The sequence below is a fragment of the Haemophilus influenzae genome (assembly GCF_019703545.1).
Classification (GTDB): domain Bacteria; phylum Pseudomonadota; class Gammaproteobacteria; order Enterobacterales; family Pasteurellaceae; genus Haemophilus; species Haemophilus influenzae_E.
Window position 1 is genome coordinate 1599576 of record NZ_AP018771.1, and the last position, 14736, is coordinate 1614311.

Annotated in this window: 21 protein-coding genes, 1 tRNA gene and 1 pseudogene; 19 read left to right on the forward strand and 4 right to left on the reverse strand. The window is 38.7% G+C overall.

From position 1 onward, the window contains the following. The first annotated feature begins 101 nt into the window (after nucleotides 1-101). Complete coding sequence (locus K6J66_RS08045) at nucleotides 102-413, forward strand: hypothetical protein (protein ID WP_005668736.1); 312 nt, start codon at nucleotides 102-104, stop codon at nucleotides 411-413. A 51-nt stretch (nucleotides 414-464) separates the two neighbouring features. Here the strand turns inward: K6J66_RS08045 and K6J66_RS09685 are convergent. After that, nucleotides 465-536, reverse strand: a pseudogene (locus K6J66_RS09685) (DUF1508 domain-containing protein); the annotation flags it as partial. 14 nt (nucleotides 537-550) lie between these two features. On the opposite strand from K6J66_RS09685, the gene K6J66_RS08055 reads away from it, so the two are divergent. From K6J66_RS08055 to K6J66_RS08095, 9 genes are all read left to right on the forward strand, one after another. After that, nucleotides 551-772, forward strand: a complete 222-nt coding sequence (locus tag K6J66_RS08055; RefSeq protein WP_005688815.1) for a hypothetical protein — start codon at nucleotides 551-553, stop codon at nucleotides 770-772. Between the two features lie 326 nt (nucleotides 773-1098). Next, on the forward strand, nucleotides 1099-1257 hold the full coding sequence (locus tag K6J66_RS08060) for a hypothetical protein (RefSeq protein WP_005668691.1): 159 nt from the start codon (nucleotides 1099-1101) through the stop codon (nucleotides 1255-1257). A gap of 131 nt (nucleotides 1258-1388) precedes the next feature. Continuing rightward, nucleotides 1389-1640, forward strand: a complete 252-nt coding sequence (locus K6J66_RS08065) for a hypothetical protein (RefSeq protein WP_110442495.1) — start codon at nucleotides 1389-1391, stop codon at nucleotides 1638-1640. Beyond that, nucleotides 1630-2655, forward strand: coding sequence for a P22AR C-terminal domain-containing protein (locus tag K6J66_RS08070; RefSeq protein WP_042600457.1), 1026 nt, complete (start codon nucleotides 1630-1632; stop codon nucleotides 2653-2655). Before K6J66_RS08065 ends, K6J66_RS08070 begins: the two co-directional genes overlap by 11 nt. Before the next feature lie 50 nt (nucleotides 2656-2705). After that, on the forward strand, nucleotides 2706-3053 hold the full coding sequence (locus K6J66_RS08075) for a hypothetical protein (protein WP_110442496.1): 348 nt from the start codon (nucleotides 2706-2708) through the stop codon (nucleotides 3051-3053). Continuing rightward, nucleotides 3050-3343, forward strand: coding sequence for a hypothetical protein (locus K6J66_RS08080; protein WP_110442497.1), 294 nt, complete (start codon nucleotides 3050-3052; stop codon nucleotides 3341-3343). The genes K6J66_RS08075 and K6J66_RS08080 overlap by 4 nt, the downstream gene beginning before the upstream one ends. Before the next feature lie 12 nt (nucleotides 3344-3355). Then, on the forward strand, nucleotides 3356-4276 hold the full coding sequence (locus K6J66_RS08085; protein WP_110442498.1) for a recombinase RecT: 921 nt from the start codon (nucleotides 3356-3358) through the stop codon (nucleotides 4274-4276). Further along, nucleotides 4251-4901: a translocation protein TolB precursor gene (locus K6J66_RS08090; RefSeq protein WP_110442499.1), complete on the forward strand. Its 651-nt coding sequence runs from the start codon at nucleotides 4251-4253 to the stop codon at nucleotides 4899-4901. Before K6J66_RS08085 ends, K6J66_RS08090 begins: the two co-directional genes overlap by 26 nt. After that, nucleotides 4901-5335, forward strand: coding sequence for a single-stranded DNA-binding protein (locus tag K6J66_RS08095; RefSeq protein ID WP_110442500.1), 435 nt, complete (start codon nucleotides 4901-4903; stop codon nucleotides 5333-5335). Before K6J66_RS08090 ends, K6J66_RS08095 begins: the two co-directional genes overlap by 1 nt. A 61-nt stretch (nucleotides 5336-5396) precedes the next feature. Here K6J66_RS08095 and K6J66_RS08100 read toward each other — a convergent pair whose 3' ends face one another. Next, complete coding sequence (locus tag K6J66_RS08100) at nucleotides 5397-5576, reverse strand: hypothetical protein (protein ID WP_005652248.1); 180 nt, start codon at nucleotides 5574-5576, stop codon at nucleotides 5397-5399. Between the two features lie 320 nt (nucleotides 5577-5896). Here K6J66_RS08100 and K6J66_RS08105 point away from each other — a divergent pair, with 320 nt between their 5' ends. From K6J66_RS08105 to K6J66_RS08130, 6 genes are read left to right on the forward strand one after another with little or no spacing between them, the layout of a single operon-like run. Next, nucleotides 5897-6133, forward strand: a complete 237-nt coding sequence (locus K6J66_RS08105; protein ID WP_110442501.1) for a hypothetical protein — start codon at nucleotides 5897-5899, stop codon at nucleotides 6131-6133. Next, a complete protein-coding gene (locus tag K6J66_RS08110; protein ID WP_048946982.1) occupies nucleotides 6130-6489 on the forward strand; it encodes a hypothetical protein in 360 nt (119 codons plus the stop codon). Before K6J66_RS08105 ends, K6J66_RS08110 begins: the two co-directional genes overlap by 4 nt. Beyond that, complete coding sequence (locus K6J66_RS08115) at nucleotides 6486-7310, forward strand: class I SAM-dependent methyltransferase (RefSeq protein WP_105877137.1); 825 nt, start codon at nucleotides 6486-6488, stop codon at nucleotides 7308-7310. Before K6J66_RS08110 ends, K6J66_RS08115 begins: the two co-directional genes overlap by 4 nt. 10 nt (nucleotides 7311-7320) lie before the next feature. After that, on the forward strand, nucleotides 7321-7875 hold the full coding sequence (locus tag K6J66_RS08120) for a hypothetical protein (RefSeq protein ID WP_053082785.1): 555 nt from the start codon (nucleotides 7321-7323) through the stop codon (nucleotides 7873-7875). A gap of 32 nt (nucleotides 7876-7907) precedes the next feature. Beyond that, nucleotides 7908-8231: a hypothetical protein gene (locus K6J66_RS08125; protein ID WP_110442502.1), complete on the forward strand. Its 324-nt coding sequence runs from the start codon at nucleotides 7908-7910 to the stop codon at nucleotides 8229-8231. Then, nucleotides 8224-8568 carry a DUF551 domain-containing protein gene (locus K6J66_RS08130; protein ID WP_005651298.1) on the forward strand — a complete coding sequence of 115 codons (345 nt, stop codon included), beginning with the start codon at nucleotides 8224-8226 and terminating at the stop codon, nucleotides 8566-8568. The genes K6J66_RS08125 and K6J66_RS08130 overlap by 8 nt, the downstream gene beginning before the upstream one ends. A 248-nt stretch (nucleotides 8569-8816) precedes the next feature. Here the strand turns inward: K6J66_RS08130 and K6J66_RS08135 are convergent, their stop codons facing one another. Together K6J66_RS08135 and K6J66_RS08140 are read right to left on the reverse strand one after the other, a co-directional pair. Then, nucleotides 8817-10064, reverse strand: a complete 1248-nt coding sequence (locus K6J66_RS08135; protein ID WP_105872745.1) for a tyrosine-type recombinase/integrase — start codon at nucleotides 10062-10064, stop codon at nucleotides 8817-8819. 242 nt (nucleotides 10065-10306) lie between these two features. Continuing rightward, nucleotides 10307-10383, reverse strand: a tRNA-Val gene (locus K6J66_RS08140). A 229-nt stretch (nucleotides 10384-10612) separates the two neighbouring features. On the opposite strand from K6J66_RS08140, the gene pyk reads away from it, so the two are divergent. From pyk to alr, 3 genes are all read left to right on the forward strand, one after another. After that, nucleotides 10613-12049 (forward strand): pyruvate kinase, encoded by a 1437-nt coding sequence (pyk, locus tag K6J66_RS08145; RefSeq protein ID WP_005665278.1) that lies wholly within the window; start codon nucleotides 10613-10615, stop codon nucleotides 12047-12049. A gap of 132 nt (nucleotides 12050-12181) precedes the next feature. Next, nucleotides 12182-13597 carry a replicative DNA helicase gene (locus K6J66_RS08150; RefSeq protein WP_258172160.1) on the forward strand — a complete coding sequence of 472 codons (1416 nt, stop codon included), beginning with the start codon at nucleotides 12182-12184 and terminating at the stop codon, nucleotides 13595-13597. Between the two features lie 9 nt (nucleotides 13598-13606). Then, nucleotides 13607-14689, forward strand: a complete 1083-nt coding sequence (alr, locus tag K6J66_RS08155) for an alanine racemase (protein WP_038439938.1) — start codon at nucleotides 13607-13609, stop codon at nucleotides 14687-14689. Nucleotides 14690-14736 lie beyond the last annotated feature (47 nt).

A 14736-nucleotide genomic window follows, 5' to 3' on the forward strand; every position in this document is an offset into this window, starting at 1 on the left:
CGAAATCGATTTGACGGCGACAGCGTTGCGGAATCTGACAGATTAAGCGCATTATCACATTAAAGCGCGGTTAAAAATGGTACACAAACAAGGAGCCAACTATGGCAACTATCATCGTAAAGCGTGATGCAGGTTCACGCAAATTCACCGAAAAAGGCGAAATTTTACAACGTGGTAAAGCGGGCAGATTAGAAAGAATGTTCGATAAACAACGTCGCATTAATGCCGCGTTTGAAAAAATGGTAGAAAAAGAAAGTACGGTGGACCGCGCAATTAAATTTGCAGCCAACCGCCAAAAAGAACAACTTATCGACATCGCCAACTACCACCACTACAAAGGTAAACCTGCTGGCACAAACACCGTGCACGCAATGCAGAAGCGCAGACTAGGGGTAAGAGAATTAATACGATAGCCTCGGCTTGAGCCTTACAAGCATAAAAAAAGCCACCCTATTCTAGACAAAAATTTCGTGATTAGCGGCTTTTAGTCGCCAATACCACTGATTATTTACACCTTTAAATATTTGAAAATACATATAGGTAATTCCTTATGCAAGATGAAATGAAACGCTATGCGATTTCTTATTACTTCGACGGCAAAAGGTGGGCGACAGATGTTTACGCCCATTCATTCGAAGAAGCGGAAGAAAAGCTAAAAGCAATGTCCCAAGGTACTGTTGACGGCGAGATTCACCTTTCAGTTTACATTCCTGAAAATCCGCTATCGAAAGTATCAAGGTTGATTACAAGAATAGCTAAAAAGTTTATGTAAGTCAGTGACTTTCATCACAAATTTTAAACAATTTGGTTAAAGAAACTCACTCGGCGGAAGCGCAGACGGAAGCCCAACGGTGCTAAGCGGTCGTTAGATTGAAAGCCCTAACCTACTTAGTGAAGAGTGAGTTTTAAAGTCTGCCCATGCAAAGCCAGTGAAAAACGGTGCAGTTGCCGAAAGTGGAGCTCAAGCAGGCGAATATCCCAATGTGGATATTTCAAAACACATTTGCTAGTACAGAGACACAACGGCACGTGAAACCGTTGCGAATGATAGATGAAGTGTGTTTTGAAATGGTAACAATAAAACAAACGAGGTTAAAAATGGAAGAAAAACAAGAAAACAGCCTATCTGATAACGATAAAGAACTAATCAAACAGGCTGTATTAGAAAGTGCAGCAAAAAATACTAATTTTCCCCCAGATAAACTAGCCAAATCAATTTGTGATGCTATTTATCTGATTGATTCTTATAAGCATTGAGAATATGAGGAAGTGATACGCTATCATCTAATGCTTCAAAGCGTTTTGATAACATCTCAACAAAATCAGCATAGACTGATTGCACTACTCCAGTTACAGCTCGAAAGGGCGGTTTTTTAAGAGTATTTAAAATGAAAAATAAAATCACAGACTTAAACAATCATTTATTTTCCCAGTTAGAAAAACTGCTTGATGAAGACTTAACCGATGAAGAACTTAATCGAGAAATTAAACGTGCCAATTCCGTATCAGGCATTGCGGCAAATATTATCGCAAGCAATGCGATTTCGCTTAAAGCAATGACATTGTTTGAAAATCGTCAAATTGAAAGAGAATCCCCTGATTTTCTAAGAATATCTAAGGCGCAAGGCGATGACCTCTAATGCGGAACGATTTAAATTCACCGATGAACATATTGCGTTTATTCGCTTACATTGGGATAAAAAGCCATCTGATCTAATTAAATTGTTTCAGCAACAGTTTGATTTATTAATAAATCGTAATGTTTTCTATAAATTAAAAAAGAAACACAATATTCCAAGCCTTAAGCATGCCAATCGTTACAGCAAAGAAGAACTTGCGTTCATTAAAGCGAATTGCACGTTAAATGAAAGAATCTTGGCTCAAAAAATGGAAGTTTATTTCAATAAACCATTTAATCCACACGCGTTAAAGGTTTTGCGCGTGAAGAGACAATGGCTAACCGGACGAAGCGGTCGATTTGAGAAAGGTGAAAATTTAAAACCGATTGGCTTTGAGCGATATTGTGAAAATGCAAAATGTTGGTTAATAAAAGCAAGCATTAAACGTTATGAACGGAAATCGCATTATCTCTGGCGCAAAGCCGGTAGAAAAATTCCGCGTGGACATATTATTGATTACAAAGACGGCAATTCAAGAAATTGCACCCTTGAAAATCTCGAATTAATTTCACGCGTTGAAATGGCTTGGCGAAAGAAATTACAGTATCACCAACTCAATGATGAAATTAAACCCACCTTTTCCGCCTTTGTAAAACTCAAAGAAGGCATAAATCAACGTAAAAAAGAGAAAGATATGGAAGAAAATCAATCCCCCAATATTGCCACGCAGGAACCGACAACATTTACGTTTGAATTTACCGAACACGAATTGCAAACAATGGCGTGGGCGTGGTTTGTGCTTATGCGTAATATGGAAACCTTCCAAGCACTCTATCCGGCAATGGAAAAAATAGGCTCAAGTTATGCGCCGTCAATTTATGACCAAGCCTATGAATATCGCACCACAATTCGTGATATGCATAAAATCATTGAACGAATTACAAGTGGTTTTAAATTTGATCAAATGACAAATTGGCGCATACTAAAACGCATACGCCATTTTAACCCAAAGAAAATGGAATTTTTCGAAATCTAACGCCGCACTCAGTGCGGTATTTTTTTACCCAAAATTCAAGGAAACCCAAAATGAAACGCTCAAAATCCGCATTCTTCCAAGAAAAACAAAGCTTCACGCACTTTATGAATGGCAGTGAAAAATGGCTAAACAGAATCTGCTATTTTCTCGCCGCCTTGATTATTGCCCTGATTGTAGGCGGAATTAGCCTACACGCCAATGCCCACCCCACCGATTGGCACGATAACGAATTAAGCCAACAAATCCAAGCAGAAACACAGTGTGAACTGAAAGGGGGCATATATGAAAACGGCGTATGTTTACCGCCCAATCTTACACTGGCAACAGAAAAAGAACTGCAGGATTACACCGCACAAAAACAAGCAGAAATTAACCGCACTTTAGGAGCAAAACAATGAAACCTTACGCTGATTACTACGCTCAACTCGATGCCGCTTACCAACGTAAAGTGGATTGGCAAGCAGGCTATGAAATCGCCTTAGATGAAGTCGCCACGGAAATCGACAATGATTTACAACAAGGCGACCAAACGCATTATCACGAACTCACAGAAATGTTGTGTGATAACGATAATTTCTGGCTTGCTATTGGTAGCGGTGCAAGTTATGAGCCTTATAGACAAGAGGCGATTAAGAAAATCGCTGAGCGTGAATTGCACGACAGAATGAATGATTATGACCCAGATTAATGGAGGGGCGAGATGACAAACCAAGTCCAACATCAACAAAATAAACAGACGCCTGCACTTAAAACATTTTTTGAAAGTGCGAATGTGCAAAATAAGATTAAGGAACTTGTTGGCAAAAATGCGGCAACCTTTGCAACAAGTGTTATGCAAATTGCCAATAGCAATGCAATGCTTAAAACAGCAGACCCAATGAGTATTTTTAACGCAGCTTGTATGGCGGCTACACTGAATTTGCCACTACAAAATGGCTTAGGCTTTGCCTACATCGTCCCTTTCAGAAACAACAAAGAAAAGAAAACCGAAGCACAATTCCAAATTGGTTATAAAGGTTTTATCCAACTGGCACAACGTAGTGGTCAATTTAAACGCTTAGTCGCATTGCCTGTGTACAAAAAGCAACTTATCAAAAAAGATTTCATCAATGGTTTTGAGTTCGACTGGGAGCAAGAACCCGAGCAAAACGAAAACCCAATCGGCTATTACGCCTATTTTAGACTGGTAAACGATTTTTCGGCTGAACTCTATATGAGTCACGATGACATCGTCAAACACGCTCAACGCTACAGCCAAACATTTAAAAAAGGCTATGGTGTATGGCACGATAACTTCGAGGCAATGGCATTAAAAACTGTAACTAAGTTATTGCTATCAAAACAAGCCCCGCTCTCTGTTGAAATGCAACAAGCCGTATTAGCCGACCAAGCCGTTGTGAAAGATGTAGAAAATCAAGAATTCAACTACACCGACAATATTCAAGAGGCGGAATTTTTAGCGGTTGTTGATGAAGCCACATTCGAACAATGCAAACAAAGCATTGCTAACGGCGAAACCACCCTACAAGAACTTTGTGATAGTGGGGCGTATGAATTTAGCCAAGAGCAGATTGCGGAGTTGGAGGCGATTGAGAATGGAAATGTACAAGCTGAAAGCTAGATGCTCTGGCTTGGCTGATTTAATGGCAAAACCTAAAAGCGGTAACGGAATATCTGCTACCGCTAAAAGTGCGGTGAGAAAGATAGTGAAATATGACCTGTTTGGCTATCAAGATTTTGAGGGGAATAAATACACCGAGAAAGGCATCGCACTGGAAGAACAAGCCATTAAATTAAGCGGCCGTAAACGTGGCTTGCCACTTAAAAAGAACACGGAAAGACGCGAAAACGATTGGATTACAGGCGAGTGCGATATTTATGTGCCAAGCCGAAGATTAATCATAGACACTAAATGTTCTTGGGATATTGGTTCACACCCTTTTTTTGCTGATGAGGCGGAAGAAAAAGCGAAAAAAGCTGGGTATGACGCACAAATGCAAGGCTATATGTGGCTATGGGATTGTAGTGAGGCGCAAATTGATTTTGTCCTCCTCCCTACCCCTTACGACCAATTATCAAGCTATGACGATCCAAACAGATACATTGACTTGGTTGAGCAAATCCCCCAAGAAAAGCGTATCACGACGGTCACAATTAAACGTGATGAGAAAGTCATCGAGAAAATCAAAGAACGAGTAGAAATTGCTCAAGAATATTATCAACAACTTATACAGGAGATGCGCTAATGGCACGTAATACCAATACCGTGATATTAGTCGGTTATTTAGGCAGTGACCCAGAAATCCGCCAATTCCAAAATGGCGGGCAAATTGCCACATTTAATCTTGCTATCAGCGATGATTACCGAGATAGACAAGGCAATACAGTTAAACGTACGCATTGGATACCTATTGTGGTGCATGGCAATTCTGCTGATGTAGCAAGACAATATCTGCAAAAAGGCTCAAAAATCTGCGTAACAGGAAAACTAGTACAGGAAAGCTGGCAAGACCAAAACGGCAATAACCGCACCGCACTTAAAGTAGCAACACAATCCTTTGAAATGCTAGACAGTAAGGCAAGCAGTGAAACACAACAGCCAAGCAAAGACAAAGAAAAACCTGACCCATTAAACGCAGCAGCAGAACAAGATGGGTTTAATGATGATATTCCGTTTTAGAGGGAAAGATAGCTTGTATAACCCTCTGAAGAAATCAAAGCCGCTAAATAGGCGGCTTCATTTAACGAGATTGCTTCCACAATTCAACCGCCTGAATAATCAGTTGGTTTTGTGGAATGTCGTGTTGTTTACTGAGTTGTTCAATTTCAGCGATGGTTGCTAATGGCAACTTGTAAGATTTCGATTTTACACCGCGTTTTTCATCTGAACGCGCTTTAATTTCGTTGATTGACAATTTCATCTTTATAGCCCATAATTTTGAAGAACTGGGGGAACTGGTACTTCCCCCAGATTATCGTTACCTATTAATAAGCAGGAAAGCTAATTAGTAGTAAGACAACGATAAGGAAAATGCGAACTAACATTTTATTTTCCTTCTTCGTAACGTGGGATTAAGCCACACGCTCACTTTCAAGCATCCCCTTGAAAGTGAGATTATTATAAATCGGTATACCGATTAAATCAAGTATTATCTAAGAAAGCCATTGTATTTTACAGTGGCTTTTTTATCGCCCTCAACCCAGCTCGCTTAGGCGGGCTTTTTTATTATCAGGAAAAACAATGAACCTACTAAAATCCCTCGCTAGAAAAATCCTCAAAGAGGAAATCGAAAATAATAAATATCATTTTGAAAAATTAGGCAATGAAAATCTTGCTAAATCAAGACGTATTAAAGAGCTTGAAAGCGATAATTACCGCCTAAGAATTAAAGTGGAACAAATCCGACAAGACAATTTAAAACTCCGTGAAAATCGACCGCACTTTAAACACCATAAGAAAAAAGGAGGGCGAAAATGAATGAAATTAACATCAAAATCCCCTTACATAAATTCCAAACATTAATACACCGTTATGTTAGAGACAGCCTACACGATAACGGAACGCCTGTTTTAATCTGCATCCACGATGTTAAAGAGTATTGGGCGGTGCTAGATAGCCATACAAGAGAAAAAATTAAGGGCGAAGTGAAATTTTTTATCAAAGAATATCATCATCTACGCAATGATGAATTCTTTAAGAAAGATTTAGCTGCTTGGAGTGAATTAGCCGACTGGATAAATGAAAACCGCAGTAGTACATCAACAACTGGCACAACAGCAAAACCACTTGTGCCTGTGTTGCCAGTAATTGATTTAAAACAGAGGGAAAGATGATTGTATGGGCTTTATTTGACAGTGGTAATGGTTGCTACACGCAAGGTGCGGAGCTATTTAATCAGTCAGTCAGTCAGTCAGTCAGTCAGTCAGTCAGTCAGTCAGTCAGTCAGTCAGTCAAAATATACCCTATCGGCATGGATATTGAGTGTAAAAATAATCACTTTATCAATCTTAATCTGGCTGATTATGGTCGTATGTTTGGCGATAACAAGCTATTTGATGAGCTTGATAAACTGCCTAAACCTGATTTGATTATAGCTAGTCCACCTTGTGAGAGTTGGTCAGTAGCTAGTGCGATGTGGGGAGGTAATGCAAGTTGGAAACAGGAAACTGGTGCAGTAAATCGTGAATTGTCTAAATTTACCGTGCGTGGACGAGCAGATTATGATCTACCTCATGTGCAATTTAAGTATGACCGCTCTTTCCTAAACCGCATTAATGGTGAGCTTTGTATCTATAACACAATAGAAATTATCAAACGATATAAGCCTAAAGTTTATGTAATAGAAAATCCAGCAAGCAGTAAGATTTGGCATTATATTAACGATATTTTGAATTTTACTATACCGTTTGACAATCTGGCACATTACCATTGCTATGGTTATCCACTGCGTAAACCAACCCGCTTTAAAAGTAATATCAACCTAAGACTAAAGAGCAACAATAAATTGCCTCCAGTTATGGGATTTCAGGATTTTTCAAAATCATATAACGAGCGATCGAACATCCCACTAGATTTAATCATAGATATTTATAAGGCAGTAAATCAATATTTAACAAACCCAATAGACGTTCCAAGTGAGCGCCTTTTGTTTTAGGAGAAAGAAAATGAAAGAATTTAACTTAGATGCGGCTTTAAATGGCGAGCCTGTTGTATTAAGAAGTGGAAGAAAGGCTTATATTGGTCATAAAACCCCTGACTGTTACGTTTGTGATAGCGGTGAAAAAATCGAATTTCCATTACATGGTTATATTATTAAAGCGGATAACATAATTGAAGTCCCTAATATGTTTTGGGCTATAAATGGGCGAGCGTATAAAGATAATGTTGATAATGCATCTGATATTGTCGGAATGTGGGAAGAACCTAAACTAACGTCAGAACAAGTATTGGAAAAGGCTTACAAGGAAGATTTGCTAGTGCTATGCGATGGTAATCCTGATTTACCACTAAAAGTTATCGCTAAGACTAAAAACGGCGAGTTTGTGATGCAGCCGGAAGACGATACTATCCAACCATGGCTCGCTAATCTGACCATGGAATGGTTTTTTGTAAAAGACTCCGCACCAAAATCCAACACAATCACTGTTACACTGCCTAAGCCGTTTAAAGCCAAAAAAGGTGACAACTTTTGGTTTATTGTAGAGGATTTTGAGATCTGAATATCCAAGTTACAAAGGAAAAGGAACAGAAAATGAACAATGAAATAACCACAAAAGTCCACATGACAATTGAAGTCGAAATGGACGACTACCAACGTGATCAACTCGAAATATCAAAAAGTACGCAAGTGTTAGGCGGAAATATCGTGCGATTAGACTGGGAGGGAGGAGTGTTTAATGAGGTCGATGGTTATCGCAAATTATTTAATGCAGTTGATTCGAATTTGATGGGTATTGCATTTGACAATATGGAGGATGAGGACTTTATAGACGAATTGCAACTAGCGATTAAACGGGTGGTTACGCCGATTATTAAAGCAAAACGCAAAGCAATTTTAGAGGACGAAAATGAGTGAAAACAATGGATGGATTAAATGCACCGAGAGTTTACCCGAACCAGGCATTAAGTGTTTAGTTTTCGATGCTGAAACTCAATGTGTAAGCATGAACTTTCTTATGAAAGATGCTAAATGGTATGTTGGTTATAACATTAAGCACTGGATGCCTTTGCCTAAACCGCCAAACGATGAAACATCGGCGAACATAGCAGATAAATTAAAGGCATTACAATCAAATCCTGATAAAGAAGTGGCGCATAACCAAGCGGATAAAATCCTATGCGATCTATTAAATTCGTTAGGTTATCATGATGTTGTCAAGGAGTTTGAAAACTTAGAAAAATGGTATGCGTAAGCACAGAATATTTATAACCGCCCTTATGGGCGGTTTTTTATTGGAGGAAATATGGAATCTACGACAAGAAAATTACATAATTTGAAAACTGTTTCTGCTTTATTAGATATGAGCACACCAACAATTTATAGAAGGATAAAAAACGACCCCAATTTTCCAAAGCCTCATCTAGTCGGTGGGAATAATTTTTGGACTGATGCACAAATAAATGACTACATTGAAAGAATTGAATCAGGTTGCTATTCATCTTAGCAGCCCATTAATGCTTTCCCATCAGATGCCTCTTCTACAAAATTCCCCCACCACTGCATATATTCGATCCGTTGTGGCATATACTTTGCTTTATTGTATGTGCCACGAACGGAAGAATATTCAAAATGTGCCAAGCACACCTCAATAATCTCACTGTTAAATTCGGCCTCATTCATAGCTGTGCTAAAAACAGATCGTAAACCATGTGCGGTCAAAATATTCCTATAACCGATCCGTCCAAGTGCTTTATTTGGCGTCTCTTTCGATATAGGCTGTCTTGGATTTTTTTTGCTAGGGAAAACAAACTTACTATTGCAACGATTCAACTTCTGTAACAAGCGCAAAATCGTTACAGCTTGTTTGGATAATGGCAAGATAAAATCTTGTACTTTACCTTGTCGCCCCTTCATTTTTTCTTTCGGTATATTCAATAAGCTGTTTTCGAAATCTACATTTCCCCATTCTAATTGAGTAATAGCCCCAGCCCGACCTGCGGTAAGTAGTAGTAGCTCTAATGCACAACGAGTTTCAATTTCAAGGGTACTATTCTGCAAATCTTCAAACAATTTAGGTAATTGCTCTGGGCGAATAGTAGGGTTATTTTCAGCTATTGGTCGAATAAATACCCTTCCAATATCTGCGGTTGCATTATAATTAATTACCCCTCTATTAACCGAATAAATCATTATTTGGTTTAAATAACCAATAATACGATGCAATGTATCCAATTTTCCTGCTCGTTCTAATGGTTTTAATTTCTCAATAGCAAGAGGAGCGGAAATCTCACTAATAGAATAATGCCCCAACACTTTAAACAAGTGACGTTCTAACCGTTTCCCAATATCAATAAAAGTCACTTCTTTTAATCGACCAGTATCAACTTCATTTTTCTTTAGGTATAGCCATTCCTTCCCCATTTCGCTCAAGGTAAATTGACGTTCTTGGATGGCTTTTTGTTCTTGCTGTAAACGATAATCTTGCGGATCGATATTTTTCGCCAACAAAGAACGATATAAATCCCTAATCTCTCGAGCGTCTTTCAATGAAATCTCAGGATAAACACCAAGACTAATTAAAGTTCTTTTTTTAGAAATTGGTTTATAATATTGAAATCGCCAAATTTTCGAACCATTCATTTTTACGAGCAAGAAAAGACCTTGACCATCAGACAGTGAGTAGTCTTTCTCTTTAGGTTTAGCATTATTGATTTCTGTAATGCTTAATGGTTTCACTAATACAGCCATCCTCCCTCCCCATTTGGTATTACGAAAATAATTTTGGTAAGCGTGATTTTTTAATTTTTTTATGAATTTTGGTATTACGACACCTAAAAATCCAAAATCATATTACCAAATATAATACCAAAAAAGTGAGTTAGATTAATATAGATTGATATAGATTGACTTTATAAAAGCAGATAATACCTTGATTTACCAGGAAATTTAATTTTATTTGATATGGATTGAGAGGGATTGAAAAGAAAATTTGGTGCGACTAGCTGGACTCGAACCAGTGACCCCCACCATGTCAAGGTGGTGCTCTAACCAACTGAGCTATAGTCGCACTGTGTGAAGTAGTTGTGATTATAGATATTTTTAACTTGAACACAAGTATTTTTCTTAAAACCCGATATAACTGGCAAAAAAGTAAACAAAACCAGCTTAAATAACTGAGCCGTTTTTGATTTCCAAAAGTTTTAAGCGTATAATGTGCACCGATTTTTTTATCTGGCTAATATGTAGCGAAGTAAAATAACACCTTTAAAATTTTGTAATTATTGACGGAGTAAATAATGTCTAGAAGACTAAGAAGAACGAAGATTGTATGTACTATGGGCCCATCAACTGACCGTGATAACAATCTTGAAAAAATTATCGCAGCGGGCGCAAACGTAGTTCGTATGAACTTCTCTCACGGTACACCTGATGACCATATCGGACGTGCTGAACGTGTACGTTCTATTGCGAAAAAATTAGGTAAAACCGTGGCAATCTTAGGTGATTTACAAGGTCCTAAAATTCGTGTTTCTACTTTTAAAGACGGTAAAATTTTCTTAAACATTGGCGATAAATTCATTCTTGATGCAGAGTTACCAAAAGGCGAAGGCACTCAAGAATCCGTTGGTTTAGACTATAAAACGCTTCCTCAAGATGTTGTGCCGGGCGATATTCTTTTATTAGATGATGGCCGTGTTCAATTAAAAGTATTATCAACTGATGGTGCAAAAGTTTTCACTGAAGTTACTGTTGGTGGTCCATTATCAAATAATAAAGGTATCAATAAATTAGGTGGCGGTTTATCTGCGGATGCCCTAACAGAAAAAGATAAAGCCGACATTATTACCGCTGCACGTATTGGTGTTGATTTCTTAGCCGTTTCTTTCCCTCGTTCAAGTGCAGATTTAAATTATGCACGTGAACTTGCTCAACAAGCAGGTTTAAATGCAAAAATCGTTGCTAAAGTTGAACGTGCAGAAACCGTTGCTAATGATGAAGCCATGGACGATATTATTTTAGCATCCGATGTAATTATGGTTGCTCGTGGTGACTTAGGCGTAGAAATCGGCGATCCTGAATTAGTCGGTGTACAGAAAAAATTAATTCGTCGTTCACGTCAATTAAATCGTGCTGTAATTACAGCGACTCAAATGATGGAATCAATGATTAGTAACCCAATGCCAACGCGTGCTGAAGTAATGGACGTTGCAAACGCAGTATTAGATGGAACTGATGCAGTTATGCTTTCTGCAGAAACAGCAGCAGGTCAATATCCTTCTGAAACAGTGGCAGCAATGGCTAGCGTATGTTTAGGTGCAGAAAAAATGCCAAGCATTAACGTTTCTCGTCACCGTATGGATAAAGAATTTGAAACCATTGAAGAATCTGTTGCGATGTCTGCAATGTATGCAGCAAACCACATGAAAGGTGTAGCGGCAATCGTCACTTTAACTAGCACAGGCCGTACTCCATTATTAATGTCACGCATTAGCTCTGGCTTACCAATCTTTGCTTTATCTCGTAATCAAGAAACCCTAAACCTTTGTGCACTATACCGCGGTGTAACACCAATTTATCACGGTGAAGAAAGTCGTACAGAAGCAGGTGCAAAAGCAGCACTTCAATCATTAAAAGAAAAAGGTTATTTATCTACTGGCGATTTAGTACTGGTAACCCAAGGTGGTCAAGGTGCGACACAAACTAACGTATGTCGCACATTAATTGTTGAATAATCAACAATCTAAATACGTTAAAATGAAAGAGCGGTGGATTTTTCCACCGTTTTTTATTTCCTTTTTTCACCGCACTTTTCACTTAAATCCAATAGATATTTGCGGTATCATAGGCGACATTCTAGTATCGAAATAAGTCCTATGGCATCACAACCTCAAATCAAATCTTCAGACAAAAAAACAGCACAAGTTAGCATTCCTCCGCACTCAATTGAGGCTGAACAAGCCGTGTTGGGTGGCATCATGCTGAGCAATCAACATTGGGATGGCATTGCTGAACGTGTGATTGCTGACGATTTTTATACTTTTCAGCATCGTCTAATTTTTACAGAAATGGAACATCTAATGCGTAATCAATCGCCTATTGATTTAATTACGCTAGATCAAGCCTTAAGAAGCCGCGGTGTCAGCGATGAAGTAGGTGGATTTGCCTATCTAGCAGAGCTTTCTAATAATACTCCGAACGCGATTAATATTTTGGCTTATGCAGATATTGTGCGCGAGAAAGCCATATTACGAGAACTTATTTCGGTAGGGAATCGCATTGCTGAAAATAGCTATTCTCCTAAAGGTCAAGACATCAAATTAATTCTTGATGAAGCTGAGCGTGAAGTATTTGCGATTGCAGAAAAACGAACAACTTCTAGCGAAGGCCCGCAGAATGTGATCAATGTGCTAGAAAGTACCATTGAAAAAATCGATATTTTAAGCAAACTTGAAAATCATTCAGGTGTAACGGGCATTACGACAGGTTTCACTGATCTTGATAAAAAAACGGCAGGTTTACAACCTTCTGACTTAATTATCGTTGCGGCACGTCCGTCAATGGGTAAAACCACTTTCGCTATGAACCTTTGCGAAAATGCCGCAATGGCAAGTGAAAAACCCGTTTTAGTATTTAGTTTAGAAATGCCAGCAGAACAAATTATGATGCGTATGATCGCTTCCCTTGCTCGCGTTGATCAAACTAAAATCCGAACAGGTCAAAATTTAGATGAAATCGAGTGGAACAAAATTGCCAGCGTAGTAGGAATGTTCAAGCAAAAAAATAATCTTTTTATCGATGATTCTTCAGGTCTAACACCTACCGATGTTCGTTCGCGCGCACGCCGAGTTTATCGTGAAAATGGTGGATTAAGTATGATTATGGTGGATTATTTGCAATTAATGCGCGCACCCGCATTTTCAGATAACCGAACACTAGAAATCGCAGAAATTTCTCGTTCCCTCAAAGCACTCGCCAAAGAATTACAAGTGCCAGTAGTTGCCCTTTCTCAGTTAAATCGTACTTTAGAACAACGTGCAGACAAACGCCCTGTAAATTCAGATTTACGTGAATCAGGCTCTATTGAACAAGATGCAGACTTGATTATGTTTATTTACCGAGACGAAGTCTATAACGATAACTCGGAAGATAAAGGCGTTGCAGAAATTATTATCGGTAAACAGCGTAACGGCCCAATTGGTCGAGTGCGGTTAAAATTTAATGGACAATTCTCACGCTTCGACAATCTCGCTGAACAACGTGAATATCGAGATGATTATTAAGGAAAAATAATGAACGTAAAACCGGCGACAGCGAAAATTAGCTCGCACGCCTTAAAACAAAATTTAGAAATAATTAAACAAAAAGCACCAAATAGCAAAATTATTGCTGTGGTTAAAGCAAACGCTTATGGTCACGGCGTTGTATTCGTTGCTTCAACCTTAGAACAAAGCGTCGATTGCTTCGGGGTAGCGCGTTTAGAAGAGGCTTTAGCATTACGCTCAAACGGCATTACTAAACCGATTTTATTGCTTGAAGGCTTTTTTAATGAACAAGATTTGCCTATTCTAGCCGTTAATAATATTGAAACCGTGGTACACAATCACGAACAGCTTGAGGCTTTAAAACGTTCAAATTTACCAAGTCCAATTAAAGTTTGGTTAAAAATAGATACGGGAATGCACCGTTTAGGCGTTGCTCTTGATGAAGTGGATTATTTTTATCAAGAACTGAAAAAACTCCCTCAAATTCAACCGCACTTAGGCTTTGTCAGCCATTTCAGCCGAGCCGATGAACTAGAATCAGATTACACCCAACTTCAAATCAATCGTTTTTTATCCGCCACAAAAGATAAACAAGGTGAACGCACTATCGCAGCTTCTGGCGGCATTCTTTTCTGGCCAAAATCTCACTTAGAATGTATCCGCCCAGGCATTATTATGTACGGCATTTCTCCAACTGATACTATCGGTAAAGAGTTTGGCTTAACGCCAGTGATGAATTTAACCTCGTCATTAATTGCCGTTCGCCATCATAAACAAGGCGATCCTGTAGGTTACGGCGGTATTTGGACAAGTCCACGAGATACCAAAATTGGCGTGGTCGCAATGGGTTATGGCGATGGTTATCCGCGCGATGTGCCAGAAGGTACGCCTGTTTATTTAAATGGCCGTCTTGTACCAATTGTTGGACGTGTGTCAATGGATATGCTCACTGTTGATTTAGGCGCAGATAGCCAAGATTTGGTAGGCGATGAAGTAATTTTATGGGGCAAGGAATTACCTATTGAAACCGTAGCTAAATTCACAGGCATTTTAAGCTACGAGCTAATTACAAAATTAACACCACGTGTTATAACTGAATATGTTGATTAATCACTGCATTTTTTGAACAGAGGGAGTCATTTTCCCTAATAAAAATC

Bases quoted from the DNA above. Each gene is read 5' to 3' on its own strand.
- K6J66_RS08065 (WP_110442495.1), top strand. From the start codon at position 1,389: ATGAAAAATAAAATCACAGACTTAAACAATCATTTATTTTCCCAGTTA.
- K6J66_RS08105 (WP_110442501.1), top strand. From the start codon at position 5,897: ATGAACCTACTAAAATCCCTCGCTAGAAAAATCCTCAAAGAGGAAATC.
- K6J66_RS08060 (WP_005668691.1), top strand. From the start codon at position 1,099: ATGGAAGAAAAACAAGAAAACAGCCTATCTGATAACGATAAAGAACTA.
- K6J66_RS08130 (WP_005651298.1), top strand. From the start codon at position 8,224: ATGAGTGAAAACAATGGATGGATTAAATGCACCGAGAGTTTACCCGAA.
- K6J66_RS08080 (WP_110442497.1), top strand. From the start codon at position 3,050: ATGAAACCTTACGCTGATTACTACGCTCAACTCGATGCCGCTTACCAA.
- K6J66_RS08135 (WP_105872745.1), bottom strand. From the start codon at position 10,064: ATGGCTGTATTAGTGAAACCATTAAGCATTACAGAAATCAATAATGCT.
- K6J66_RS08115 (WP_105877137.1), top strand. From the start codon at position 6,486: ATGATTGTATGGGCTTTATTTGACAGTGGTAATGGTTGCTACACGCAA.
- K6J66_RS08085 (WP_110442498.1), top strand. From the start codon at position 3,356: ATGACAAACCAAGTCCAACATCAACAAAATAAACAGACGCCTGCACTT.
- alr (WP_038439938.1), top strand. From the start codon at position 13,607: ATGAACGTAAAACCGGCGACAGCGAAAATTAGCTCGCACGCCTTAAAA.
- pyk (WP_005665278.1), top strand. From the start codon at position 10,613: ATGTCTAGAAGACTAAGAAGAACGAAGATTGTATGTACTATGGGCCCA.
- K6J66_RS08075 (WP_110442496.1), top strand. From the start codon at position 2,706: ATGAAACGCTCAAAATCCGCATTCTTCCAAGAAAAACAAAGCTTCACG.
- K6J66_RS08045 (WP_005668736.1), top strand. From the start codon at position 102: ATGGCAACTATCATCGTAAAGCGTGATGCAGGTTCACGCAAATTCACC.
- K6J66_RS08100 (WP_005652248.1), bottom strand. From the start codon at position 5,576: ATGAAATTGTCAATCAACGAAATTAAAGCGCGTTCAGATGAAAAACGC.
- K6J66_RS08120 (WP_053082785.1), top strand. From the start codon at position 7,321: ATGAAAGAATTTAACTTAGATGCGGCTTTAAATGGCGAGCCTGTTGTA.
- K6J66_RS08090 (WP_110442499.1), top strand. From the start codon at position 4,251: ATGGAAATGTACAAGCTGAAAGCTAGATGCTCTGGCTTGGCTGATTTA.
- K6J66_RS08055 (WP_005688815.1), top strand. From the start codon at position 551: ATGCAAGATGAAATGAAACGCTATGCGATTTCTTATTACTTCGACGGC.
- K6J66_RS08070 (WP_042600457.1), top strand. From the start codon at position 1,630: ATGACCTCTAATGCGGAACGATTTAAATTCACCGATGAACATATTGCG.
- K6J66_RS08125 (WP_110442502.1), top strand. From the start codon at position 7,908: ATGAACAATGAAATAACCACAAAAGTCCACATGACAATTGAAGTCGAA.
- K6J66_RS08095 (WP_110442500.1), top strand. From the start codon at position 4,901: ATGGCACGTAATACCAATACCGTGATATTAGTCGGTTATTTAGGCAGT.
- K6J66_RS08110 (WP_048946982.1), top strand. From the start codon at position 6,130: ATGAATGAAATTAACATCAAAATCCCCTTACATAAATTCCAAACATTA.